This window comes from Pseudotabrizicola alkalilacus, assembly GCF_003443995.1.
Taxonomy (GTDB): Bacteria; Pseudomonadota; Alphaproteobacteria; order Rhodobacterales; family Rhodobacteraceae; genus Pseudotabrizicola; species Pseudotabrizicola alkalilacus.
In genome coordinates, this window is record NZ_QWEY01000001.1 from 29,950 (window position 1) to 55,534 (window position 25,585).

Sequence of the window (25,585 nt, forward strand, 5' to 3'; positions counted from 1 at the left end):
TGAAACATGTCTCGTCGTCACGCCGCTGAAAAACGCGAAATCCTCCCCGATGCCAAGTATGGTGACCGGGTTCTGACCAAGTTCATGAACAACCTGATGCTGGACGGAAAGAAATCCGTTGCAGAATCGATCGTTTATGGCGCGCTTTCCCGTGTGGAAACCCGTCTGAAGCGCGAACCGATCCAGGCTTTCCATGAAGCGCTGGAAAACGTGAAACCTTCCGTCGAAGTGCGTTCGCGCCGCGTCGGTGGTGCCACGTATCAGGTTCCGGTCGAAGTGCGCATCGAGCGCCGCGAAGCTCTGGCCATCCGCTGGCTGATCATCGCTGCCCGCAAGCGCAACGAAAACACCATGGAAGAACGTCTGGCTGCTGAACTGTCGGACGCGGTGAACAACCGCGGCACCGCCGTCAAAAAGCGCGAAGACACCCACAAGATGGCCGACGCAAACAAAGCGTTCAGCCACTACCGCTGGTAAGGGGTCCACATGGCACGCGACTATCCGCTTGAGCGCTATCGTAACTTCGGCATCATTGCTCACATTGATGCCGGCAAGACCACCACGTCCGAGCGCATCCTGTACTACACAGGCAAATCCCACAAAATCGGTGAGGTGCATGATGGCGCCGCAACGATGGACTGGATGGAGCAAGAGCAAGAGCGCGGGATCACGATCACCTCGGCTGCGACCACCACGTTCTGGGAACGCACCATTGATCCGGGTCTGGCGCATGCTGCGAAAGACAAATACCGCTTCAACATCATCGACACCCCCGGACACGTTGACTTCACCATCGAAGTCGAGCGTTCGCTGGCCGTTCTTGATGGCGCTGTCGTTCTGTTGGACGGTAACGCAGGGGTTGAGCCGCAGACCGAAACCGTGTGGCGTCAGGCTGACCGCTACAAGGTTCCTCGGATCGTGTTCGTCAACAAGATGGACAAGACCGGCGCTGACTTCATGAAATGCGTGCGCATGATCAAGGACCGGACCGGGGCAAATGCTGTTCCGATCGTTCTGCCGATTGGCGCCGAAGACAAGCTCGAAGGCATCATCGACCTCGTGACCATGGAAGAGTGGACCTACGAGGGCGAAGATCTGGGCGCGTCCTGGACCCGCCAGCCGATCCGTGCCGAGTTGAAAGACGAAGCCGACGAATGGCGCATGAACCTGCTGGAAACAGCAGTGGGCCAGGATGACGAAGCGATGGAAGCCTATCTGGAAGGCGTTGAGCCTACCCCGGAAAAGCTGCGCGAGCTGATCCGCAAGGGCACGCTGGCCATCGAGTTCATTCCGGTGATGGCGGGTTCGTCGTTCAAGAACAAAGGCGTGCAGCCGCTGCTGAACGCTGTGATCGACTATCTGCCCTCGCCCCTCGACGTGCCGCCCTACATGGGCTTTGCGCCGGGTGACGAGACGGAAACCCGTAACATCGCCCGTTCGGCCGATGACGACCAGCCGTTCTCGGCGCTGGCCTTCAAGATCATGAACGACCCCTTCGTTGGCTCGCTGACCTTTACCCGGATCTATTCGGGCAAGCTGGCCAAGGGCGACGGCATGCTGAACGCGACCAAGCAGCGCAAAGAGCGCGTTGGCCGCATGATGATGATGCATGCCATCGAACGTGAAGAAATCGCCGAAGCTTTTGCCGGTGATATCATTGCGCTTGGCGGTCTGAAAGAAACCACCACGGGTGATACGCTGTGTGATCCGGCAAAGCCTGTCGTTCTTGAGACCATGACCTTCCCGGTCCCGGTGATCGAGATCGCGGTCGAACCGAAGACCAAGGCCGACCAGGAAAAGATGGGCATCGCACTTGCCCGTCTGGCTGCCGAAGACCCGTCCTTCCGGGTGGAAACCGATCTTGAATCGGGCCAGACTATCATGAAGGGCATGGGCGAACTTCACCTCGACATCCTCGTCGACCGTATGCGTCGCGAGTTCAAGGTCGAGGCGAACATCGGCGCGCCGCAGGTGGCGTATCGCGAAACGATCTCGCGCGAGCATGAAATCGACTACACGCACAAGAAACAGACCGGTGGTACGGGTCAGTTTGCGCGCGTGAAGCTGATCATCTCGCCGACGGAACCGGGCGAAGGCTATTCGTTCGAGGCCAAGGTTGTTGGTGGTTCGGTGCCGAAGGAATACATTCCTGGCGTTGAAAAGGGCATCAAGTCGGTGATGGACTCCGGTCCGCTGGCGGGCTTCCCGGTGATCGACTTCAAGGTGGCGCTGATTGACGGCGCGTACCACGATGTTGACTCCAGCGTTCTGGCCTTTGAGATCGCGGCCCGTGCCGCGATGCGCGAAGGTCTGAAGAAAGCCGGTGCGAAACTGCTTGAACCGATCATGAAAGTCGAAGTCGTCACCCCGGAAGAATACACCGGCGGCGTCATCGGCGACCTGACCTCGCGTCGGGGCATGGTGACCGGGCAGGACAGCCGCGGCAACGCCAACGTGATCTCTTCGATGGTCCCGCTGGCGAACATGTTCGGCTACATCAACACGCTGCGCTCGATGACCTCGGGCCGTGCCGTGTTCTCGATGGAGTTCGACCATTACGACGCGGTTCCGCAGAACATCTCGGACGAGATTCAGAAGAAATACGCTTAACGGTGTGGCGGGGGTCTCCCCGCCCTACCAGTCCCGTAGGGCGGGGTTGACCCCGCCGCATCCGACCCATGAATGAGGAGTTGCCCAGATGGCAAAGGCAAAGTTTGAACGGAACAAACCGCACGTCAACATTGGCACGATTGGCCACGTTGACCACGGCAAGACGACGCTGACGGCAGCGATCACCAAGTATTTTGGTGACTTCCGCGCCTATGACCAGATCGACGGCGCGCCGGAAGAGCGGGCGCGTGGGATCACGATCTCGACCGCGCACGTGGAATACGAGACCGAAGCGCGCCACTATGCGCACGTCGACTGCCCCGGCCACGCCGACTATGTGAAGAACATGATCACCGGTGCTGCACAGATGGATGGCGCCATTCTGGTGTGTGCCGCGTCCGACGGCCCGATGCCGCAAACCCGCGAGCACATCCTGCTCGGCCGTCAGGTCGGCATTCCGTACATGGTGTGCTACATGAACAAGGTTGACCTTGTTGATGACGAAGAGCTGATCGAACTGGTCGAGATGGAAATCCGCGAGCTGTTCTCGTCCTACGACTACCCGGGCGACGACATTCCGATCATCAAGGGCTCGGCCCACCAGGCGATGATCGGTGAGCGCAAGGACATCGGCGAAGATTCGGTGCGTGCGCTGATGAAGGCCGTTGACGACTACATCCCGACCCCGGCCCGTGCCGTGGACCAGCCGTTCCTGATGCCGATCGAAGACGTGTTCTCGATCTCGGGTCGTGGTACGGTTGTGACCGGTCGTGTCGAACGTGGCGTGATCAACGTCGGCGACGAAGTCGAAATCGTCGGCATCCGTGACACCAAGAAGTCGGTCTGCACCGGCGTCGAGATGTTCCGCAAGCTGCTGGACCGCGGTGAGGCTGGCGACAACGTCGGCGTGCTGCTGCGCGGCATCGACCGTGAAGGCGTGGAACGTGGCCAGGTGCTGTGCAAGCCGAAGTCGGTGAACCCGCACACCAAGTTCGAAGCCGAAGCCTATATCCTGACCAAGGAAGAAGGCGGCCGTCACACGCCGTTCTTTGCGAACTACCGTCCGCAATTCTACTTCCGCACGACCGACGTGACCGGCATGGTCCAGCTGCCCGAAGGCACCGAGATGGTGATGCCGGGTGACAACCTGAAGTTCAACGTCGAACTGATCGCCCCGATCGCGATGGAAGAAAAACTGCGCTTCGCCATCCGTGAAGGCGGCCGCACCGTCGGCGCAGGCGTGGTCTCGAAAATCCTCGCCTGAGGCTGACGAATCGCCTTTCCAAAGGCGGTATGACAGTATAACGACACGCGGCGCGCCCATACCCTGGGCGCGCCGCAGACCATCCACAAATGTGAACCTATGGGCCGGGCATGTTGCCCCGTCTACGTTCCGAAGGAACAAGAAATGCAAGGTCAGACCATTCGCATTCGCCTGAAGGCCTTCGATTACCGCGTGCTGGACGCCAGCACCCAGGAAATCGTCAACACGGCCAAACGCACAGGCGCACAGGTTCGCGGGCCGATCCCGCTGCCGAACAAGATTGAGAAATTCACGGTTCTCCGTGGTCCGCACATCGACAAAAAGTCGCGTGACCAGTGGGAAATCCGCACGCACAAGCGTCTTCTTGATATCGTCGATCCGACCCCGCAGACCGTGGACGCGCTGATGAAGCTCGACCTGGCTGCCGGCGTTGACGTCGAAATCAAAGTATAAGGGGGCACAAACAGATGCGCTCTGGTATTATTGCGAAGAAACTGGGCATGACCCGGTTGTTCCTGGAAGATGGCAAGCAGGTTCCGGTCACGGTTCTGCATATGGACAATCTGCAGGTTGTGGCCCAGCGGACCGCTGACAAGGACGGCTATACGGCTGTTCAGCTCGGCGCCGGTTCGGCCAAGGCCAAGCGGACCTCGGCTGCGATGCGCGGCCACTTTGCCAAAGCCTCGGTCGAGCCGAAGCGTAAAGTGGCAGAGTTCCGGGTCACGGATGACTGCATGATCGACGTGGGTGAAGAAATCACCGCTGACCACTACTTCCCCGGTCAGTTCGTTGACATCGCCGGCACCTCGATCGGTAAAGGTTTTGCCGGTGCGATGAAGCGGCACAACTTTGGCGGTCTGCGGGCGTCGCACGGTGTGTCGGTGTCGCACCGGTCGCACGGGTCGACCGGCCAGTGCCAGGACCCCGGCAAGGTGTTCAAAGGCAAGAAAATGGCGGGCCATCTGGGTGCCGTGCGCGTGACCACGCAGAACCTGCAGGTCATCCGTACCGATGCTGACCGTGGTCTGATCATGGTCAAAGGCGCTGTCCCCGGATCGAAAGGTGGTTGGGTTACGGTCAAGGACGCGGTGAAGAAGCCGGTTCCGGACACTGTGATCATCCCGGCCGCGCTGCGTTCCGCTGCAAAGGCCGCTGCTGCTGCTGCTGAAGCCGCCGCAGCTGCTGCTGCCGCAGAAGCTGCAGCCGCTGAAGAAGCACGTCTGGCCGCACAAGCCGCCGAACAGGCAGCTCTGGAAGCCAAGGCAGCCGAAGACGCACTGAACGCAGGCAGCGAGCCGGCTGAAGGCGCTGACGAGGCCACCACCAAGTCTGAAGGCGGTGAAGCATGAAACTTGATGTTCTGAAACTCGACGGCGGCAAAGCCGGTTCGGTTGATCTGAACGACGACCTGTTCGGTCTGGACCCGCGTGCAGACATTCTGCACCGCGTGGTGCGCTGGCAGCGGGCGAAGGCCCAGGCTGGCACGCACTCGACGCTGACCCGCGCCGAAGTGTCCTATTCGACCAAAAAGATCTATCGCCAAAAAGGCACCGGTGGCGCACGCCACGGGTCGCGCAAGGCGCCGATCTTCCGCAAGGGTGGTGTCGTCAAGGGCCCGACCCCGCGCAGCCACGCGCATGACCTGCCGAAAAAGGTCCGTGCTCTGGGTCTGCGTCACGCGCTGTCGGCCAAGGCCAAAGCGGGTGAGCTGATCATCCTGGACACGCTGACCATGGCAGAAGCCAAGACCGCGATCCTGGCGAAACAGGCGAAGGAACTCGGCTGGAAGCGCGTGTTGATCATCGACGGTGTGGCTGTGGATCAGGGCTTTGCTCTGGCTGCACGCAACATCGAAGGGATCGACGTGCTGCCGACGATGGGTGCCAACGTCTATGACATCCTGAAGCGGGATCAGCTTGTGATCACCAAGGCAGGACTCGAAGCATTGGAGGCTCGTCTGAAATGAGCGCGAAACCCCAGCACTACGACCTGATCAAAAAGCCGATCATCACCGAAAAAGCCACCATGGCTTCGGAGCATGGCGCGGTTGTGTTTCAGGTTGATATGGACGCAACCAAGCCGATGATCAAAGAAGCCATTGAGGCTGTCTTTGGCGTCAAGGTGAAGGCGGTCAACACCACCATCACCAAGGGCAAGACCAAGCGTTTCAAAGGTCGTCCCGGCGTGCGGTCCGACAAGAAAAAGGCCTATGTTACGCTCGAAGAGGGTAACACTATCGACGTCTCGACCGGCCTCTGATAGAAGGCGCCGAATCTCGCGGCCCCGGAATTTCCGGGGCCGTGGATTTTTTGCAGAATCAGTCTGCTTTGTGAGGTTTCACAGACAGATTATACCACCGGGGACCTTCGGGGCCCTATAAACCGGGGACCTTCGGGGCCCTATAATTCGGGTTTGTAACAACAGACCCTCTAGCTGACGGAAGACAGAAAGCATGGCACTTAAGTCGTACAAACCGACGACGCCTGGCCAACGCGGGTTGGTTCTGATCGACCGTTCGGAGCTGTGGAAAGGACGCCCGGTCAAGGGCCTTGTAGAAGGCTTGACCAAGACGGGTGGACGGAACAACACCGGACGTATCACGATGTGGCACAAGGGCGGCGGCGCAAAGCGTCTGTACCGCATTGTGGATTTCAAACGTCGTAAATTCGACATTGCAGCGGTCGTCGAGCGGATTGAATACGATCCGAACCGCACCGCATTCATCGCCCTCGTGAAATACGCGGACGGCGAACTTTCCTACATCCTTGCTCCGCAGCGTCTGGCTGTCGGCGATTCTGTGATCGCAGGCGCAAAGACCGACGTGAAGCCGGGCAACGCCATGCCGTTCTCGGGCATGCCGATCGGTACCATCGTCCACAACGTCGAGATGAAGCCCGGCAAGGGTGGTCAGATCGCACGTGCGGCTGGCACCTATGCCCAGTTCGTCGGTCGTGACGGTGGCTATGCCCAGATCCGCCTGTCGTCGGGCGAACTGCGTCTGGTGCGTCAGGAATGCATGGCCACCATCGGTGCCGTGTCAAACGCTGACCACTCGAACCAGAACCTCGGCAAAGCCGGTCGTAAGCGCCACATGGGCGTGCGTCCGACCGTTCGCGGTGTTGCCATGAACCCGATCGACCACCCGCACGGTGGTGGTGAAGGCCGGACCTCTGGTGGTCGTCACCCGGTTACGCCGTGGGGCAAGGGCACCAAGGGCAACCGCACCCGGTCGAACAAAGAGACGGACAAGTACATCCTCCGCTCGCGTCACGCCAAGAAAAAGGGCCGCTAATCCATGTCACGTTCCATTTGGAAAGGCCCGTTCGTCGATGGCTATGTCCTGAAAAAGGCAGAAAAGTCGCGCGAGTCGGGCAAAAGCGAAGTGATCAAGATCTGGTCGCGTCGTTCCACCATCCTGCCGCAGTTTGTCGGTCTGACTTTTGGCGTCTACAATGGCCACAAGCACATTCCGGTGGCGATCACCGAAGAAATGATCGGCCAGAAGTTCGGTGAATATTCGCCGACGCGGACCTATTACGGTCACGCCGCCGATAAAAAAGCCAAGAGGAAGTAAGTCATGAGCAAGGAAAAGAATCCGCGCCGCGTGGCGGACAACGAAGCGATGGCGATCAGCCGGATGCTGCGGACCTCGCCGCAAAAGCTCAACCTGGTTGCCGGCCTGATCCGTGGCAAAAAGGTTGAAAAGGCGCTTGCCGACCTGACCTTCTCGAAGCGCCGCATCGCGGCTGACGTCAAGAAGTGCCTGCAGTCTGCGATTGCAAACGCCGAAAACAACCATGGCCTGGACGTCGACAGCCTGATCGTTGCCGAAGCCTGGTGTGGCAAGAACCTTGTGATGAAGCGTGGCCGTCCGCGGGCACGGGGCCGTTTCGGCAAGATCATGAAGCCGTTCTCTGAAATCACCATCAAGGTTCGTCAGTCCGGGGAGTCGGCATAATGGGACAGAAGGTTAACCCGATCGGGATGCGCCTCCAGGTCAACCGCACCTGGGACAGCCGCTGGTTTGCCGAGTCGAAAGACTACGGCAACCTGCTGCTCGAAGATCTGCGGATGCGTGAATTCATTCACGAAGAAGCCAAGCAAGCCGGCATCAGCAAGGTGATCATCGAGCGTCCGCACAAGAAGTGCCGCGTCACGATTCACGCGGCACGCCCGGGTGTGATCATCGGCAAAAAAGGCGCCGACATCGAAACGCTGCGCAAGAAACTGACAGCGTTCACGAAGTCGGAACTGCACCTGAACATCGTCGAAGTCCGCAAACCGGAACTCGACGCTCAGCTGGTGGCCGAGTCGATCGCTCAGCAAATGGAACGCCGGGTGTCCTTCCGTCGCGCCATGAAGCGCGGCGTGCAGAACGCCATGCGGATCGGAGCACTGGGGATTCGTGTGAACGTCGCCGGCCGTCTGGGTGGTGCCGAGATCGCACGGACCGAATGGTATCGTGAAGGCCGCGTGCCGTTGCACACGCTGCGCGCCGATATTGACTATGCCCTGTCCGAAGCAACGACCCCTTACGGGATCATCGGTGTGAAGGTCTGGATCTTCAAAGGCGAAATCCTTGAGCATGATCCGCAAGCGCATGACCGCCGTCACGCAGAAGCACAGGAAGGCGCGGCACCGCGTCAACCTCGTCGCGACCGCGAACGCGCGTAAGGGAGTATTGAAAGATGCTGCAACCGAAACGGACTAAGTTCCGCAAACAGCACAAGGGCCGTATTCACGGCGAAGCCAAGGGCGGCTTCCTGCTGAACTTTGGCTCCTTTGCGCTGAAGGCCACGGAACCAGAGCGTGTGACGGCACGTCAGATCGAAGCGGCCCGCCGCGCGATCACCCGCCACATGAAGCGTCAGGGTCGTGTCTGGATCCGTATTTTCCCCGATGTCCCGGTGTCGTCGAAGCCGACCGAAGTGCGGATGGGTAAAGGTAAGGGTTCGGTCGATTACTGGGCAGCCAAGGTGAAACCTGGCCGCATCATGTTCGAGATCGACGGTGTATCGGAAGTGATCGCACGTGAGGCCCTGCGCCTTGGTGCGATGAAGCTGCCGGTCCTGACCCGCGTGGTCGCCCGCGAAGACTGGTAAGAATGTTGCGTGTGTAAGCACGCGTCATCGAAGTTGGCCCCTGCCGGAAACGGCGGGGGCCTTTTTGTTTTTGGGGTGGAGGGTGACGGACTTCATCGTAGGTTTGCGATGGAACGGGGTCGTCACAAACCCCCTCACCGCAACAGTCAAGTCGCGCTCGCACTAATGCCGGAATCGAGTTGCGACATTTTGTGCTGAGTGTTTGCCAAATGCGCGGTCACTGACCCGCAGCGTCCTGGCACAGAAGCCTGATGCTTCAGATTTTTCGAGACCTTGTGAGATTGCGCGGCGTCTCCACGGGTAGGCAGTGTGTCGCTGGTCTGGCCGCGGGCACGCCGTGGTGGTCGTTATTTTCAGATTTATCTTCCAATGACATACTGCTACGTTTGCCGCACACTTTTACCCTAATGAATTGGTATTCTGAATGCACGATATCACTTCCGCAGCCCCGAAACTGCTCGACTGTACCTTGCGCGATGGTGGCTACTACAACGACTGGGATTTTTCGCTTCGGGAAGCACAGGATTACATCGACAATCTGGTGCGCGGCGGCGTCGATATTATTGAAATCGGCTTTCGGTTTACGCCAAAATCCAAATTTCTGGGCCCCTTTGCCTATACCCGTGAAGACGTCCTGCAGCAGCTCGAACTGCCTGAAGGGGTTCAGTACGGCGTGATGATCAACGCCTCTGACTACCTGTCTGACCGTTGGTTGCAGGATATGGAGGCGGCCTTTGTGCCCGCCGCAGAAAGCCGCGTCGGTCTGGTGCGGATCGCGGCGCATATCGGGCAAATTCCTGCCTGTGACAAGCTGGTGGCCTGGCTCAAGGCGGCTGGCTATGATGTCGGTCTGAACGTCATGCAGATTTCGCAGGCCGACGACGCCCAGATCACCGCGCTGATCGAAGATGTCGAGGCGCGCTTTGTGCCGTTTGAGGCGCTGTATTTTGCTGACAGCCTTGGCAACCTCAAGGTTGACGATGTGACCCGCATCGTGACGCTGTTCCGCGCGTCATCGCCAAAGCCGATCGGCTTTCATGGTCACGACAACATCGGGCTTGGCGTCGCGAACTCGATGGCGGCACTGCGCGCCGGGGCGACATGGGTTGATGCCACGGTCACCGGGATGGGGCGTGGGGCGGGCAATACGCAGACTGAATATCTTTCGGTTGAAATGGCCCAGATGGGTCTGAAGTCCTTTAACCTGCTGGATATTCAGCGCGCTGCAACCGGCTGGCTGGCCAAGCTGAAAGAGCGGTGCCGGTGGGGCACCAACATCTTTTACTACGAAGCAGGTCTGCGCTCGCTGCACCCGAGTTATGTGCAGCAGATGCTTGCCTCTAACCGCTACGAGCCGGTTGATATTCTGGTGATGATCGCCGCGTTGAGCGGGGGCGAGGCGCCCACCTCTTACAGCGCGGCGAATGTTGATCGTGCTTTGGCTGCGATGATGAACGCCCCCGAAGGGCGCGACTCGGTCGAAGGGCTTTGGTCGGGGCGGTCAGTCATGATCGTGGCGGGCGGGCCGCAGGCTGTGCGGCACTGGAATGCTGTAATGGCCTTGGCGCGCAAGCGAAATGCGTTCGTTCTGGCGGTCAACCATCTGGAAGACCATGATCCGGCCAGTTTTGACGGAGTGGTCTGCATTCACCCCGCCCGCATGATGGCGCTGATTGGTGACAAGTCGTGGAACGCCCTGCCATTGTATTCGACGCTTGGAATGCTGCCTGACAGTCTGGACTCGAAGATGCAGGGCCGATCAGCGGTCACCGATTATGGTGTCTGTGTGCAGGCGGATGCAGCGTTTTCAGCGCGCCCCAAAGGTTGCACCATCCCGGCCCCGGAGGCGCTGGCCTATGCCTGGGCCCTGGCCGAAGCGGCGGGCGCCTCTGAACTGCTTCTGGCCGGGTTTGACGGTTACAATGGCATGTCCGAGAGCTATCGCAAGACGAATGCCTTGATCGCATCGCTCAAAAGTCAGAGCTCGCTGCCGGTGAGCTCTGTCACCGCGACTCATTACACGCTTGCCCATACCCCTCTCTACTCCGAGTGAATCATGACTGATTATGCAGTGGTTATTCCGGCACGTCTGGGCTCAACCCGGCTGGCACAAAAGCCCCTTATGGATATCGCGGGCAAGCCCATGGTGATCCACACCTGGGAACGCGGTGTCGAAGCCGCGCCTGCGGAGCATGTTTATGTCGCGACCGACAGCGAAGAGATCATGGAGGTCTGCGCAAAATACGGGGCGCAGGCAGTCATGACCTCACCCGATTGCCTGACAGGCACGGACCGCGTTGCCGAGTTCGCCAATACGGTGGTCAGGGATGTGTACATCAACCTGCAGGGGGACGAACCGATGATGCCGGCACAGAGCATCAAAGCCGTTATCGACCTGAGCTGCGCCCGGCCTGATCAGATCATCAACGGCTGGGCCCCGATCACCGAGGAAAGTGAATTCCGGTCCCGGACGATCCCCAAGGTGGTTCTGCGCGAGGATGGCCAGCTGATGTATATGAGCCGTGCCCCCATTCCCGGGACGAAATCTGACACTTTTGTCTTTTCCCGCAAACAGATCTGCGTCTACGGGTTCCCACGCAATGCCCTTGCGGCTTTTGCCGCGCGGGGTGCAAAGGCGGCGCATGAGAACGCCGAAGACATCGAGATTCTTCGGTTTCTGGAAATGGGTTGGACGGTTCAGATGATCGAACTTTCCGGTGCGTCAATCGCCGTTGACACGCTGGAAGATCTGGGTCGGGTGCGCGAAGCGATGGTGATTGCCGGGGCGAAATAACGGTCCGTGAGCGGGACGGGGTTGCAGCGGAATCTTTCACGATGGATGGCACAGTTTGTTTATCGGGAGATTTCGCAGAAGCAGACCAAGAGGCGCAATGAGGTGCCATGCTGATCAGATTTCTGGTGCAGCAGGACTCCAGCGCAATGTGCCTGATTTTTGGTCAATCGAGCCGATTGCAATCCACGTTTGCTACACAAAAGGCATGATCATACTGGCCATCACGCCCCGAAGACGCTATCAAACGCCACATCGGCCCCAGAATGGGCGTCTTCTGGCTTTGACCTTGCATTGCTTGCGTCTCAGGCCCGACCTGAATGCATGTACGGGACGGGCAGATCAAGGGGCGCGCAGGCATGTCAGATGAATGCAGTGTATATTTTTACGTGAACGCAGTGCTTTGGTAAAAGGGCTGCATTCTTTGAAGCGCATACGAAAGGTTTCTGGCCTTGGATATCAGTCACTACCAGACCCTGATTTTTGATTGCGACGGGGTCATTCTGGACTCAAACCGGATCAAATCAGAGGCATTCCGGACTGCAGCCCTTCCGTATGGCGATGCGGCGGCCAATGCACTGGTTTCCTGGCATGTGGCCAATGGCGGCATTTCGCGCTATCAGAAATTCGCTCATTTCCTGTCTGAAATCGTTCCGGCGGGACTGCCCGGCCCCGATCTGGAGACTTTGCTGGCGCGCTATGCCGAAGCTGTGCGCGACGGTCTGGCCCGCTGTGCCGTTGCTCCCGGTCTTGCAGCCCTGCGAGCGCGCACCCAAGCGGCGCGCTGGTTGATCGTGTCGGGGGGCGATCAGGCCGAGCTGCGCGATGTCTTTGCCGCACGCGGTCTGGCCGACCTGTTCGACGGCGGAATTTTCGGCAGTCCGGACAATAAGGATCAGATCCTGTCACGGGAACTGACATCCGGCAATATCACCGGACCTGCGTTGTTTCTGGGCGACAGCACTTACGATCATCGCGCTGCCCATGCCGCGGGGCTGGATTTCGTGTTTGTGTTTGGATGGAGTGAGGTTAGAACATGGCCGGAATACGTAAGGAGCAACGGCTTGGCTGCGATCGAGTCCCTAAACGCGCTCATAACGCCAGCAGTTCAGCTGGGCAAGGTTGATCAGGTCAGCGAAAAACGTCCCAAGGTGAGCATTATTACCGTAGTGTATAATGATCCAAACGGGTTGGAAAAGACAATGGCGAGCGTGGCCTCGCAGGTATATAAGAATTATGAGTTTATAGTTGTGGATGGGGCGTCTGGTTCTAAAACGCAAGATGTAATTGGAAAATATCGAAGCATGATCGATATATTGATTTCTGAACCGGATGCGGGTATTTACGATGCTATGAATAAGGGTATTGCGGTCGCGCGTGGTCAGTACAGTATATTTATGAACTCTGATGATACATTTGCGAGCTCAGGGACATTGTCTGATATTTGTGCCCATCTAGACGGATTGACTGCCGTTATATATGGTCACCGGAATTATGTGACAAAGGGGCGAAAGCGTTTGCAAGAGGCGCATTCTATAGATTATGTCACCCGTCGCATGCCGTATTGTCATCAGGCGGCATTTTACCGGACGGAGATACTGCGAAAATTTCCTTTCAACACTACCTATAAGTATGCAGGTGATTATAATCAGGTTGTAGAGCTCTATGTTTCTGGTGCCACCTTCAGGTCAATAGACTGCGTAGTTTGCGATTATGCTGCAGGGGGGAAATCAGAATCTGGTTTGCGTCCGTACCTTGAGGTATTGAAAATTCAGTTTGATAATTTTGGAGACAAGGACATGTCTAAAAGTGTTTATATGCAGGGGTTTTTAGATAATTTCCCGAAGCTTGTCGAGCCTTATGTGAATTCGGGCGGTAAAGAAATCTGATGGTGGTCGGCCAAATCTCTAAAATGTTGCGGTGTAGTAGATTTCTCTCTCTAGGGTGTGTAGATTTAAGAGCCTAGTGTTTAAATGATTGTGGTGAGTGTGAAGGTTGGTTTGTTCATTTATTTTTTTTTACTTTTACCCGTGCCATTGAGGCAGTGTGATTGTGCAGCTTTGGTGAATGTGGTAAACTCGATAATTGCTAAGGTTAAGTGTGGACTTCAATCGAAAGGAAGAGACTATGAACGTCGAAAAGGGAAGCGAATTTGTTCGGGCTCTCGCGTATCAGCTTTGGCTTGCGAGTTGGAATGATCGCAATCCAGAGGCAACCCCAGAAGCTCGAAGTGATGCGTGGGAGGCAGATAAGGTCGATTTTAACCGAAATGTCTATCGCGCATGTCGGGCTTTAGAGCGCAAGGGTGTGGTCACTCCGGTTTAAATTACGCTTCGCCCCTCCCTGTTCATAGCTTCAGCTCAGGGTGGGGCGACTTTTTAGATTTATGGACGGGGAAATGCCTGCAATACCCTACAGCTCGATTCATTACGCTGACAAGCTTTTCATTGATGGACTTTCGAGGTCTGAGAAGCGCAAAAGACTAAGGGTGTGGTATCGCGATTTTGTTGAGTGCGATTTCCGTTTAGCAGAAGTTCATGATGGAGATGTGGTGTTTTTCCGCTCTCTGGTACGCGATGATTATCAAGAGAGCTTTCATGCTGTTGTTCTTGCCTCTGGCATAGCTAATCCAGTGGTGATTGAAAATTACAAAATTCGCTTAAATCCACCTAAAATAAATACTGCTGCCAGCCGGTTCATGATAAAAAATCATTCACTTTGGGATCGTATCGACGAAAGTGATCAGCTGACACGAACAATCCTGTTTATCCGGGCTTGTATGTATGCATTCATCCGTGATCACTTCGGTGATGTTCGGCCGCAAGCAGTCATTTTTCACGCGGATATGCAGCCCACAGAGCATTTACTTGCGTTACATTTCCGGCAGATGGGCGTTCCCACGGTGACTTTGCAGCATGGTCTGTATGTGGATTATGGCGACTATGATACGGTCAACAAAATCAATTACATGCATCAACCTTCTGAGTACTTTTTGTCCTGGGGGCCTGAGACTTCAGAACTGATTGGCCGGTACCATCCCGAAACACGGATCGTTGAATGTGGTAAGCCTCTGATTTTTAATGCCTCGCCGCCCGCTGGCACGGCGGCGTCGGCACCATATGTGTCGTTGTTTCTGGATCAAAAGCCTTTTCAGGCTCAGAATATCGAGATGATTGAAATTGTGCTTGCTTATGCCCAGCTCAAGGGGATGGAAGTCAAAGTTCGCTTTCATCCATCACTGCCCAAGGCTGAAATCCTGAAGCGCTATCCTGGAATGACCGAGCAACTGCATTTCACAGATGCAGCGTTGATTGTTGGCCATACGTCGTCACTGCTTTATGAAGCGCTGGCGCTTGGGTGCAGGGTCATGCGCTTTGCAACAGATATACCCGCGATTCCTTTGCCAGATAACAGTCAGTTCAGCACGTTGCATGAGCTTGAGCAAAAACTGACCCTGGCTCAGGACAAGGACTTGTGGCGGCGCTACTTTACAGCTCTGGGTGAAGATGCGCTGCAAAACTATCGAACATTTTTTGACGGATTGTTGAACAGCCGAAAGGTCATGACAGCATGAGTGTCCACCAGCGCCTTGCGGAGAATGTGATGCCCCAATCTCCACCCCTAGACGAAAGCCAGTCCAAGGCTTATCTGGCCGATCTCTGGCTCATGCACTGCCAGACCCTGCAAGCCGAAGTTGAGCGTCAGCAGGATGAAATTGCCGATCTGAAGCGCCAACTGAAGGGGTCCCTGCCGCAGAGGGCGGTCGAGACCGCTCATACGCTTGATGCCTGGAAGGTGATTATTGCCAGACCGGAGCCGATGGACCCGTTTGTGCAGCGTTCCTTTTTGTCCATCTGCGCTGCGATGCTCACCACCCAGCCGGAGCTTACGTTGCAACACCTGAAGGGCGATCGAGGTCTGTCGCAGGCGCTCGACTCCGTTTTGGCGGCTTGCGAAGATGCTGCGGTCGTTCAGTTGTTCAGCCGCACATTGGAGTGGGCAAAGGTCAGGGTTGCGCAGTCCGCGTGAGACAGGGCAGCCATGTGTCAAGCGCGGAGAAACGCGGCCGCACTTGACCGGGACGGCGTCACTGTGATCTTGATGAAGCCACGGGCGAGGTCATGGCGGGGCAGGGTGGCGTTCTGTCTGCCAGACGCGATGCCAGCAACTTTAAACCGGCCGCTGCACGCAACCCGGATGCGTGTGCGCTACAGATCCTGATCAACTGAGGAAAGCATGATCCTTTACGGCACCAACCCGATTGCCTGGGCCAATGATGACGATCAGACGATTGGCGCCCATATCCCGACCGAACAGATCCTGACAGAAGCGGGCCGTATCATAGGTTTTGATGGTATCGAGAATGGCCATCGCTGGCCCGAAAATCCGCAGGCTTTGAAAGCGCTGCTGGCGGAATACGGGCTGCGCTTTATTTCCGGCTGGTATTCTACCGAACTGCTGGTGCGCTCGGTCGAGGCAGAGATTGCCGCAGTGCAGCCGCATCTGGCGAAGCTCAAGGCGAATGATTGCAAGGTCTGCATTGTCTGCGAAACCTCAAACGCCGTTCATGGCAGCAACGTGCCGGTCAATGACCGCGCCCGGTTGACGGTCACAGAGATGACCGCCTTTGGTGCAAAGATCGAGGCTTTTGCGGCCTACCTGGCGGGGGAAGGTATCACGTTGGCCTACCACCACCATATGGGCACCGTGGTTGAGACAGCGGAAGAGATTGATGCCTTTATGGCCGCCACTGGCCCCGCCACGCACCTGTTGTTTGATGCGGGCCACTGCACCTTTGGCGGCGGCGATCCTGTGGCTGTGCTGGCGCGGCATGTGGGCCGTGTTGCGCATTTTCACGCCAAGAACATCCGCCGTGATATCTGTGACCGTGTGCGCAGTGAGGGCTTGTCGTTTATTCAGGGTGTCCTTGCCGGGGCGTTTACAGTGCCGGGCGACCCGGAAGGGGCGGTTGATTTCGTGCCGTTGTTGCGGCTGCTGGCCGGTGCGGAGTATGATGGATGGCTGGTAATCGAGGCTGAACAGGATCCGGTCCTGCGCAACCCGTTGAAATATCAGTCCATGGGATTGCACGCCTTGAAAGCCGCCGCGCGCGAGGCTGGGCTGGACCGTTCCGCCACTGCCTGACCAAAGACGAAAGGACATCCGATGCCATCCCTTCTGCGCAGATCCTTTGGCACCCATGGTGAAACTCACCGGATCACGCCCGGCGATGCGGGGTGGCGCTATGTCGGTTTTGCGCTGCATCGTCTCCGGCCGGGTGAGCAGATCGCAGAGGCCACCGGCGACCGCGAGGTAATTCTGGTCATGGTCGAGGGCAAGGCTGCTTTTACCGGCGCAGGGCAAGATTGGGGTGTGCTGGGGGAGCGGATGGATGTGTTCGAGAAAACACCGCCGCATTGTCTCTATATTCCGAACGGTCAGGGCTGGGCGGCCGAGGCGGTGACCGACTGCACGATCGCCGTCTGTTCCGCGCCGGGCCGCGGTGGCCATTCTGCGCGGCGGATCGGGCCGGAGGGCATCTCGCTGACCCCACGCGGCAAAGGCACCAACACCCGCCACATCAACAATATCGCGATGGAGGCCGAGGATTATTGCGACAGCCTGTTGGTGACCGAAGTGTTTACTCCTCCGGGGCACTGGTCTTCCTTTCCCAGCCATCGCCATGACGAAGACGATTTCCCCCGCATCACCTATCTGGAGGAAACCTATTACCATCGCTTGAATCCCGCCGACGGCTGGGCCGTGCAGCGGGTCTATACCGATGATGGCAGTCTGGATGAAGTGATGGCGATACGCGATCATGATGTGGTGCTGGTGCCGCGGGGCCATCACCCCTGCGGCGCGCCCTATGGATTCGAGCTGTATTATCTTAACGTTATGGCCGGCCCCCGGCGCAACTGGCGTTTTGTTCCTGCGCCCGAGGTCGAGGCGATCATTGCGCGTGATGCCTGAAGGCCCGCCACATCAGCGGCCTGCCATAGTGTCTTTTCTGACTTATGACGCGTTGATCCGATGGAGTTCTGCTGCCATCGCGGCGACGACCATCGCATGATCTTCGGCCTGCGGCAGGCCGGACACCGTAACTGCAGCCACCACACGACCGCCCTGCAACCGCACCGGCACACTGCCGCCATGGGTTGCGAAATCGGCGATTGGCAGCCCCTCATCGGCGCCCGGTGTGGCGATGCCCCGTGCCTTGAACGCGAGCCCGACCGCGTAGGATGACCGATGGCGGCGCAGCGTCGTGTTGGACTTGCGCCGGGCCCATTCGTCATTGTCAGGAGCTGATCCGGGCAAAGCCGCGTGAAACAAGGTTGCGTCCGGAGTGCGGATGTTGATGACAATCGGCAATCCGTTGGCGCGGCCCTGTTCGACGAGAGCCTGTCCGATGGACCAGGCAATATTCTCGTCAAAACGGGGAAAGATCAGCCTTGCCTCATTGGCGGTGATTTCGGCCAGAAGCTCATGTTCGGTCATCTTGGCCTCAGCTGTTAGGGTATGAAAAACACTATCAGGATGGGTGGCATCTGCAAGGCTGCGGTCCGGGCGCATTCTTGCCCATGGCAGACGGCTTCGAACCGGCTGGCGGCAGCGTGTTCAGAAAAACTCAATCTCATCGGCTGCGGGTTCGGGTTCGGTGAGGGCAATCCCGGTCAGGGCGGCATGAACCTCGCGCTCCCTTGCCATGGTGTAAATCGCTATGAACTGCTCAAGCGGTTGCGGATCTGACGGTTCAACCGGGCGTGGGGCGGCGTTTTTTCGCAACGTGCGCAGCCTGCGTAGCACGTCACCCATCGCCGTGCGACTGTCACGGGCGGCCCGGTCGAGCTCTGTCAGAGCAAGGCCGATTTCCGAGAGCAAAGAGCCGATCTTGCGCTGACTTTCATCGGCCGCCCCGATCCGGACAGAGGATAATTGGACCGAAGCATCAAACCCGGCAAGCCCCTCCTCAAGGGCGATGATGACAGCGGCATCAAAGCTGTCTGACAGCCCGCCGATGGACAGGCTGGCCGCTGCTGTCTTGTCGCGGAAGGCGGCAGAACTTTCCTGTACCGCCTTTGCCAGCACACTCAGCGGCATGCGCGCTTCCCCGGTTCGGCCCGGTAACAAAAGCGCATTGGTCGCCGCGATGCTGACGCTGGCGGCGCTGGCACGAAGCGCATCAAACTGCCGCTGTGCCCCGGCAATCGCCTCAGAGATCTGCCGCGCCGCTGCCGCCGCCGTAGAGAGCGAGGCCGCCGTCGCGTGGTTGCACCGCTGAACACATTCCAGCGCTTCACGGCGGGCCTGCAGCAGGCGGCCAAGGGGGCTTGTGGCAAGCGCGTCCCCTTCCACAAGGGCGGAACGCCGGGCAAGGTTGCCAAGCCTGTTCAGCGCCCCCACCGCCGCAGAACAGATCGCCTCGGCATCCGCGACCAGCGCTGATTCCAACGCCCCCGCAAGCGGCGCTGTGGCGTTGCGATCCACATCGGATCCGAGGATTGTCTCGATATGTTCCAGCCGCTGAGCAAACTGATCTGCAAATTGCACCATAGAGATCAATGCAGAAATCTCGGTGCGCCCGCCGCGGGCCAGCCGGTCTACCCGACGCCCGAGATCGGTGCGGAACGCCCGGTCCTCAGCCGCTAGATCCGCGCTTGCCGCCCGCGCGGGGCCAAGGTCTTCCAGCATATCATGCAATCCGGTCTGGGCTGCCCGTTGTGACTCCATCGCGGGCGCGCGTTCTTTGTTGATCACCTCCACGCACTCGTTCAGCGACTGGGCATTTGCGTGCACGGTCTCGGCAATCTGTTGTACCTCGGCGACATAGGCCTCCAGCACATCGACACGCAGCGAAGCCGCCGTCAGTCGCGTCAGAGATGCATAGGCCTTGAGCGAGCGGGCTTCCTGCGCAATTTCCTGCAGTGCCGCGCGGGTTGCAGAAAGGGCGCGGCCATACGCCTCGCCCGAGGTTGCCGGCAATGCAGTGAGCAAAGTCCGCGCCGCGCGATCAGCCTCATCCACCGGGTCTGACCCTTCACCTTGTGCAGCAATATGTTCTGCCAGAGCAGAAAACAGGTCGAGAAGTGCCAGAACCGCGTTCTGGACATCGGCGAGTTGCACGGCAAGCTCCGCGAAAGAATCGCGACAGGCAATGCCAGCCTCTGAAAGGGAGTTGCCGGATGTTTCCGGCATGGTTGCCGCAAGAGAACCCATGCTGTCTGATCGCACTCCTCAACGTTTGGTCTGCTCAGAATAGCCGGATGTCCTTTCGCGGGAATGAACGGATGAAAATTGAGCACGAAGCTTTTTCTTAAGTTTTGCACCGCATGGTTCCGGTGGGACAACAACGGAACGAGTCGCAGAAATGCTCAGTCAAGTCGGGTCAGGAAACGGCACGGTTCACCTTATCGACCAGTCGCTTGCGGTTGCGGACAGCAAGGCTGCACTGGCGGTCCTTGTGGCCGCGGTTGAGGCCGCGACACCCGATGCTCCGCTCGGGCTTGAGCTGACCGGCGATACGCCGACGGCTCCAGCGCTGCAGCATCTGATTGCCGCAGCGCTCGGACTTGCTGGCGCGGGGGCCTTTTCGGGTTTCGAAGCATGCGCGTCCCGGGCGCTGGGTGCGCTCTCTATTGATATTCCAATACGGGGATAAGGTCCGCTATGGCGCATACAATTCTTGCAGTCGACGACAGCAAGTCGATCCGCGACATGATCAAACTTACACTCGCGCCGCTCGGCTACAGGGTCATTGAGGGCGATAATGGTCAGAGCGGGCTGGACAAGTTCATGACCGAACCCGTTTCTTTGGTCATCACCGATCTGAACATGCCGGTGATGAACGGATTTGAATTCATCCGTGCCCTGCGCCGCATGCCAAAGGGCGCTGGGGTGCCGATCATCATGTTGACCACAGAATCGAAACCCGAAGCCAAGGCGGAGGGCAAGGCGGCAGGTGCGACGGGCTGGATCACCAAACCTTTCACGCCCGAAAATCTCATCAGCGTTGCAAAAAGACTGGCGGGTTAAATGACTGATCTCAGCGCTGCCGTCGACGCATTTGTTCTGGAAGCCCGCGAACAGCTCGAAGGGCTGGAAGAAATGCTTCTGGACCTCGAAACCGGCACTGATCGTGAGCGTGTCGATGCCATTTTCCGCGTTCTTCATACGGTCAAAGGATCCGGCTCGATGTTCGGATTTGGAGTCCTGGCGCGGTTTACCCACCATTTTGAAGATGCCTTTGACGGTGTCCGTGAAGGACGGCTGGAGATAGACGCGCGGCTGATTGACGTATCGTTGCGTGCCCGCGATCATATGACTGCGCTGCTGGATTGCGGCGGCGACAGTCCGGAGGCTGCCCGGCTTGAAGCTTCGGAGGAAGCCGCGCACCTTCTGGCGACACTGGCCTCCATCGTGGGCGGCCACGCACAGTCCCCGACGTTGGGCAACGCTCCGGTTGTGATGCAACTGTCGGCGCGCGAACAGATGATGCGGCGCTGGTCGATCCGCTTTCACCCCGATGCCACAGCGCTGCGCAATGGTATGCGTCCGGATCTGCTGATGGCCGAAATCGCAGCTCTGGGCCAGGCTGAATTCCGGCTCGATGCGTCAGATCTGCCGCCTTTGACCGAGTTGGATCCGGAACGATCCTATCTGGCCTGGGAAATCACGCTTACCACCTCCCAGACCCGCGACGCGATCGAGGCGATTTTCCTGTTTGCCGATGATGCCGCACTGGACATTACAGAGCTGGTGTCTCCGAACGGGCCAACCATCGGGCCGGTAGCAGCTGCAGGGCCGCCGGGGAATGTCTCGCAACTGCCGCAGCCGCGCGCCCCGCAGACGGCTCCGACCGGGAGCAGTGAAAGCGTCCGTGTGCCGGCCGGCAAGCTGGACGATATCATGGATCAGCTGGGCGAACTCGTCATCGCTCAGGCGCGGTTGTATCAGATTGCTGCAGCAAGCCAGAATCCCGATCTTGAGGCCGTTGTCGAAGAGGTGGAACGTCTGGTGACGGGCCTGCGTGATGCAACTCTTTCGGTCCGGATGTTGCCGATTGAATCTGTTTTCGGCAAGTTCCGACGGGTGGTCCGCGATCTGTCGCAGGAGCTCGGCAAGGAGGTCATGCTAGCCGTCGAAGGCGGCGAGACAGAACTCGACAAGAACGTGATCGACCGACTGTCCGAACCGTTGGTCCACATGATCCGCAACAGTATGGATCATGGCCTCGAGGATGCTGCCAGCCGCCTGGCGGCCGGAAAACCTGCCCGAGGCAAAGTCACGCTCTCTGCCCGGCAAGAGGGTGGCGAAGTGCTGATCGCGATCGAGGATGATGGCGCCGGCCTGAACACAGAGGCGATCAGAGCCAGAGCCGTCGAACGTGGCCTGTTGCCAGCCGACGCCCCGCAAAGCGCCAGCGAAATCCATCAGCTGATCTTTGCGCCAGGGTTCTCGACGGCCTCTGCCTTGTCAAGCGTGTCAGGTCGCGGTGTGGGTATGGACGCGGTGCGAAGTGCGGTGGAGGGGCTTCGGGGCCAGACCGAAATCGCGACGTTGCCCGGTCGCGGTACACGTGTCACCCTGCGGCTGCCAGTGACGCTTGCGATCATCGACGGCTTTCTCGTTCGGCTTGGTACATCGGCTTTTGTGATCCCGCTGGCAGCGGTTGAAGAATGTGTTGAGTTTGAAGAGGCTGAAAGGCACCGGGAAAGTGGCCGCTCAATGCTCCAGATCCGTGAGCATCTGGTGCCCTTTCTTGACCTTGATGACGTGTTCGGGCGCCCTGCCAGTACCGAAGCCCGCCGCCGCGTTGTGATCGTCAAGGCAGACGGTCAGCGTCTCGGGCTGGTGGTTGATGATATCCTGGGTCAGAACCAGACTGTCATCAAAACACTGAGCATCTATCACCGCAATATCGCGGGTCTCGCAGGAGCAACCATTCTGGGCGATGGCGCGGTGGCCCTGATCATTGATGTCGTCACCCTGGCCCGCCGTGCGCGCATTGCGCACCGGCAAAGTGCTTGAGGAGTTCCGTCTATGCAGATTGTAAACCAGATCACGCAGAAGCCTGGCACTGCCGAGCCCGAGATGATGCTCATCTTCCGATTGTCGGGAAATGTATTTGCTTTGCCCGTCGGGGAGGTTCACGAAATTCTTGACCCTATGCCAACGACGTCAGTCCCCAACGCGCCTGCTTTTGCTCCAGCCCTGATCAATGTCCGCGGCGCAATCGCTCCGTTGATCGATATCCGGCAGCGGTTACGCATGCCAACTGTGCCTGCAGATGACCATGCGCGGATCATTGTCCTGGAGCTTCCCGTCAACGGCGTTGCAACCCGCCTCGCCATCCTCGCAGACGCGGTGGAGGAGGTCATTGAAACCGACCGTGCCGCGCTTAAGCCCGTGCCAGAACTCGGTGCCCGCTGGCCTGAACAATATGTCATCGGCGTGGCCCGTTACGGCGATACACTTGTCATCCTTCTTGATACCGACACCCTCTTCCGCCCGGACGCCGGGCCATCCATTCAAGCATGAGCAAGGACCAGATATGCGCGTGACCATAAAAACCAAACTGATCGCGGTATTTGCCGTACTGATCACTCTGCTTGGAGCTTCCAGCTTCACGGCCTTGAAAAAAACATCCGATATGAAAGGCGAGATTGACACGATTGTTGATACCTTTGCGCGCCAGCTAGAAGTGGCTCTGACGATGCAGGGCACTGCCACACGATCCATGAATTTGATTCAGGACTATCTGGCGGCGGAAACGGTCGCAGAGGCCGCGGAAGAGGCTCGTCTGACCGACCAGTATCTGACAGAAACTGACGTGCTGACTGAAACCCTGGGCAGCATAGTATATTCGGACGAGGCCAAAGCCCTACAAGCTGCCTTCAGCGCTGATTGGGCTGACTTCCGCAGGGTGGAGGCAGAGTTGCGTGTGATGGGTGTTGTAAAAAGCGGCGAAAGGGCGATCCTGCTGTATGCCGAAGAAAGCACCCCTTCATATGAAACCCTTTACAATGCTTCGGAGACGTTGATCGCCAGCGTCCGGGATCGCATAGCCGTCGCAGAGGTGCGCGATCCGCGAATGGTATCGCTTGAGGCCTCGATTGATGGCGCGATCGATACAATGCGTGCCTTGCGGGAAATTGAACGCGACATGCTCATGGCTTGGGTCGATTCAGAGCTGGCAGATCTGGCGGGGCGTCTTGAACCCCTACAGATTTCGCTCACCCAAGATCTGGTCCAGGCCCGTAGCTTTGCCGGCGCCACTGACAGCCGTGCCGTCGAAACGATCATCGCAGGGTGGGACGTCTGGCGAGATGCGCTTATGCGCGGCACAGCCCTATCGCTTGAAAACAGCAATGTACACGCCACTGAAATGCTGCGCGAGCGGCTTATCCCCACTTTCGAAAAAGTGATCGGGTCCGCATATGCGATGGCGAATTTCAGCAAACAGCGGGTCGCAGATGGCAAACAGACTGCATTGGAGGTTTACGAGACATCGCGCGCCGTGCTGATCACACTGGGGTTGGTGGCCGCCGGTATCGGCATCGCTGCTGCGTTCTGGTTGTCGATCACGATCTCGCGTGGGCTGAGCCGCGCCGTCACGGTTGCACGGGCTGTTGAGCAAGGTGATCTGACTGTAGACGCTACGTCAACCAGTCGCGATGAAATTGGTGACCTTCTGTCTGCGATGAACAGGATGTCGGGGTCGCTCCGCGAGATAACCACTGTCGCTGAAAAGATCAGTCAGGGCGATCTGGGCGTGACGACAAAGCGCCGCTCGGATGTGGATGGACTGGGTATTGCCTTGGAAAGCATGCTTGAAAAACTGCGCGATGTGATTTCCAATGCGAACCATAGTGCCGCAGGTGTGGCCGAGGGCGCACAAGCAATGTCGGCAACGGCAGAGCAACTGAGCCAAGGTGCGACTGAGCAGGCGGCGGCCGCAGAACAGGCCTCGTCCTCTATGGAACAGATGTCGGCCAATATCCGTCAGTCGGCGGATAACGCGGCCCAGACTGAAAAGATCGCGACAAAATCTGCTCAGGAGGCGGAGGACAGCGGCAAGGCTGTGGACGAAGCTGTGCGCGCCATGAAAACCATTGCCGAAAAGATCAACATCATCCAGGAAATTGCCCGACAAACTGATCTCCTGGCACTGAATGCTGCGGTTGAGGCGGCCCGTGCCGGTCAGCATGGCAAGGGTTTTGCGGTCGTCGCCTCCGAGGTTCGCAAGCTCGCCGAGCGCAGCCAGCAAGCGGCGGGCGAGATCAGTCAGTTGTCTGGCAAAACCGTCGAAGTCAGCCAGCGCGCGGGGGAGATGCTTCAGTCACTTGTTCCTTCGATCAAGCGTACTGCCGATCTGGTGCAGGAAATCAGCGCTGCGACGCGGGAACAAAATGTTGGTGCCGAACAGATCAATGAGGCGATCCGTCAGCTCGACTCTGTGATCCAGCAGAATGCTTCAGCCTCAACCGAGGCGGCGAGCGTCTCTGAGAAGCTCGCGACACAGTCCGAGCAATTGCGCGGTGTCATCGGGTTCTTCCGGCTTGGTGAAGAGCGCGTGCAGCGTTCGTCGCCGACTGAGGAACATTCCCGGCTCATGCCACACGCCCAACGCCCGACCTTTACAACGCAGCGTCCACGCACCAGTGGTCAGCTTATCGTAAAGCCAAAGTCTAATGGTGCAACCCAGGCGTTTCAGAACGGCGTCTTGCTAGATCTGGGGAGCGATGCTGCGAGCGGCAGCGATGAAGACTTCCAGCGCTATTGATTGAACCTCCGGTGTAGCACCCGCTGCTCTGGCCC

General features: G+C 58.3%; 27 protein-coding genes. 25 read left to right on the forward strand and 2 right to left on the reverse strand.

The features are described from left to right. Window positions 1-6 precede the first annotated feature (6 nt). The 20 genes from rpsG to iolB all read left to right on the forward strand — a co-directional run bounded on the left by rpsG (window position 7) and on the right by iolB (window position 17,740). On the forward strand, window positions 7-477 hold the full coding sequence (rpsG, locus tag D1012_RS00115) for a 30S ribosomal protein S7 (RefSeq protein ID WP_118149333.1): 471 nt from the start codon (window positions 7-9) through the stop codon (window positions 475-477). Between the two features lie 9 nt (window positions 478-486). Then, complete coding sequence (fusA, locus tag D1012_RS00120; RefSeq protein ID WP_118149334.1) at window positions 487-2,610, forward strand: elongation factor G; 2,124 nt, start codon at window positions 487-489, stop codon at window positions 2,608-2,610. 88 nt (window positions 2,611-2,698) lie between these two features. Beyond that, complete coding sequence (tuf, locus tag D1012_RS00125; RefSeq protein ID WP_118149322.1) at window positions 2,699-3,874, forward strand: elongation factor Tu; 1,176 nt, start codon at window positions 2,699-2,701, stop codon at window positions 3,872-3,874. A gap of 144 nt (window positions 3,875-4,018) precedes the next feature. Further along, window positions 4,019-4,327 carry a 30S ribosomal protein S10 gene (gene rpsJ / locus D1012_RS00130; RefSeq protein ID WP_023666234.1) on the forward strand — a complete coding sequence of 103 codons (309 nt, stop codon included), beginning with the start codon at window positions 4,019-4,021 and terminating at the stop codon, window positions 4,325-4,327. A gap of 14 nt (window positions 4,328-4,341) precedes the next feature. Then, on the forward strand, window positions 4,342-5,223 hold the full coding sequence (rplC, locus tag D1012_RS00135) for a 50S ribosomal protein L3 (RefSeq protein WP_118149335.1): 882 nt from the start codon (window positions 4,342-4,344) through the stop codon (window positions 5,221-5,223). Then, window positions 5,220-5,840 (forward strand): 50S ribosomal protein L4, encoded by a 621-nt coding sequence (gene rplD, locus D1012_RS00140; protein WP_118149336.1) that lies wholly within the window; start codon window positions 5,220-5,222, stop codon window positions 5,838-5,840. Before rplC ends, rplD begins: the two co-directional genes overlap by 4 nt. Next, entirely contained in the window at window positions 5,837-6,133 is a 297-nt protein-coding gene (locus tag D1012_RS00145) for a 50S ribosomal protein L23 (protein WP_103334344.1), read from the forward strand. The genes rplD and D1012_RS00145 overlap by 4 nt, the downstream gene beginning before the upstream one ends. A 193-nt stretch (window positions 6,134-6,326) precedes the next feature. Beyond that, entirely contained in the window at window positions 6,327-7,166 is an 840-nt protein-coding gene (gene rplB / locus D1012_RS00150; protein ID WP_100195929.1) for a 50S ribosomal protein L2, read from the forward strand. 3 nt (window positions 7,167-7,169) lie between these two features. After that, window positions 7,170-7,448: a 30S ribosomal protein S19 gene (rpsS, locus tag D1012_RS00155; RefSeq protein WP_103334345.1), complete on the forward strand. Its 279-nt coding sequence runs from the start codon at window positions 7,170-7,172 to the stop codon at window positions 7,446-7,448. Window positions 7,449-7,451: 3 nt separating this feature from the next. Continuing rightward, the gene (rplV, locus tag D1012_RS00160; RefSeq protein WP_103334346.1) at window positions 7,452-7,832 is read left to right on the forward strand and encodes a 50S ribosomal protein L22; all 381 of its coding nucleotides are present in this window, start codon (window positions 7,452-7,454) and stop codon (window positions 7,830-7,832) included. Next, complete coding sequence (gene rpsC, locus D1012_RS00165; RefSeq protein ID WP_118149337.1) at window positions 7,832-8,548, forward strand: 30S ribosomal protein S3; 717 nt, start codon at window positions 7,832-7,834, stop codon at window positions 8,546-8,548. The genes rplV and rpsC overlap by 1 nt, the downstream gene beginning before the upstream one ends. 14 nt (window positions 8,549-8,562) lie before the next feature. Beyond that, a complete protein-coding gene (gene rplP / locus D1012_RS00170; RefSeq protein ID WP_100195933.1) occupies window positions 8,563-8,976 on the forward strand; it encodes a 50S ribosomal protein L16 in 414 nt (137 codons plus the stop codon). Between the two features lie 424 nt (window positions 8,977-9,400). After that, a complete protein-coding gene (locus D1012_RS00175; RefSeq protein ID WP_118149338.1) occupies window positions 9,401-11,029 on the forward strand; it encodes an aldolase catalytic domain-containing protein in 1,629 nt (542 codons plus the stop codon). 3 nt (window positions 11,030-11,032) lie between these two features. Continuing rightward, on the forward strand, window positions 11,033-11,770 hold the full coding sequence (locus D1012_RS00180; protein WP_118149339.1) for a 3-deoxy-manno-octulosonate cytidylyltransferase: 738 nt from the start codon (window positions 11,033-11,035) through the stop codon (window positions 11,768-11,770). A 449-nt stretch (window positions 11,771-12,219) separates the two neighbouring features. Further along, window positions 12,220-13,656 carry a glycosyltransferase gene (locus tag D1012_RS22765; RefSeq protein WP_199489417.1) on the forward strand — a complete coding sequence of 479 codons (1,437 nt, stop codon included), beginning with the start codon at window positions 12,220-12,222 and terminating at the stop codon, window positions 13,654-13,656. A gap of 238 nt (window positions 13,657-13,894) precedes the next feature. Next, window positions 13,895-14,092, forward strand: coding sequence for a hypothetical protein (locus D1012_RS22295; RefSeq protein ID WP_147335597.1), 198 nt, complete (start codon window positions 13,895-13,897; stop codon window positions 14,090-14,092). Window positions 14,093-14,165: 73 nt separating this feature from the next. Further along, entirely contained in the window at window positions 14,166-15,341 is a 1,176-nt protein-coding gene (locus tag D1012_RS22300) for a hypothetical protein (RefSeq protein ID WP_158569129.1), read from the forward strand. Then, window positions 15,338-15,796 (forward strand): hypothetical protein, encoded by a 459-nt coding sequence (locus D1012_RS00195; protein WP_118149341.1) that lies wholly within the window; start codon window positions 15,338-15,340, stop codon window positions 15,794-15,796. The genes D1012_RS22300 and D1012_RS00195 overlap by 4 nt, the downstream gene beginning before the upstream one ends. Before the next feature lie 207 nt (window positions 15,797-16,003). Then, on the forward strand, window positions 16,004-16,912 hold the full coding sequence (gene iolE, locus D1012_RS00200) for a myo-inosose-2 dehydratase (protein WP_118149342.1): 909 nt from the start codon (window positions 16,004-16,006) through the stop codon (window positions 16,910-16,912). Window positions 16,913-16,933: 21 nt separating this feature from the next. Beyond that, window positions 16,934-17,740, forward strand: a complete 807-nt coding sequence (iolB, locus tag D1012_RS00205) for a 5-deoxy-glucuronate isomerase (RefSeq protein ID WP_118149343.1) — start codon at window positions 16,934-16,936, stop codon at window positions 17,738-17,740. Window positions 17,741-17,782: 42 nt separating this feature from the next. Here iolB and D1012_RS00210 read toward each other — a convergent pair whose 3' ends face one another. Then, window positions 17,783-18,265: a heme-degrading domain-containing protein gene (locus tag D1012_RS00210; protein WP_118149344.1), complete on the reverse strand. Its 483-nt coding sequence runs from the start codon at window positions 18,263-18,265 to the stop codon at window positions 17,783-17,785. Window positions 18,266-18,385: 120 nt separating this feature from the next. Beyond that, the gene (locus D1012_RS00215) at window positions 18,386-19,891 is read right to left on the reverse strand and encodes a hypothetical protein (RefSeq protein ID WP_158569130.1); all 1,506 of its coding nucleotides are present in this window, start codon (window positions 19,889-19,891) and stop codon (window positions 18,386-18,388) included. 244 nt (window positions 19,892-20,135) lie between these two features. On the opposite strand from D1012_RS00215, the gene D1012_RS00220 reads away from it, so the two are divergent. Genes D1012_RS00220 through D1012_RS00240 form a run of 5 tightly spaced genes read left to right on the forward strand, consistent with a single transcriptional unit; the run spans window position 20,136 to window position 25,550 of the window. Next, window positions 20,136-20,426, forward strand: a complete 291-nt coding sequence (locus D1012_RS00220) for a hypothetical protein (RefSeq protein ID WP_118149346.1) — start codon at window positions 20,136-20,138, stop codon at window positions 20,424-20,426. 8 nt (window positions 20,427-20,434) lie between these two features. Beyond that, the gene (locus D1012_RS00225) at window positions 20,435-20,800 is read left to right on the forward strand and encodes a response regulator (RefSeq protein WP_118149347.1); all 366 of its coding nucleotides are present in this window, start codon (window positions 20,435-20,437) and stop codon (window positions 20,798-20,800) included. After that, window positions 20,801-22,795 (forward strand): chemotaxis protein CheA, encoded by a 1,995-nt coding sequence (locus tag D1012_RS00230; protein ID WP_118149348.1) that lies wholly within the window; start codon window positions 20,801-20,803, stop codon window positions 22,793-22,795. Between the two features lie 12 nt (window positions 22,796-22,807). Next, entirely contained in the window at window positions 22,808-23,305 is a 498-nt protein-coding gene (locus tag D1012_RS00235) for a chemotaxis protein CheW (protein ID WP_118149349.1), read from the forward strand. 13 nt (window positions 23,306-23,318) lie between these two features. Beyond that, complete coding sequence (locus tag D1012_RS00240) at window positions 23,319-25,550, forward strand: HAMP domain-containing methyl-accepting chemotaxis protein (protein ID WP_199489418.1); 2,232 nt, start codon at window positions 23,319-23,321, stop codon at window positions 25,548-25,550. The last annotated feature ends 35 nt before the right edge of the window (window positions 25,551-25,585 follow it).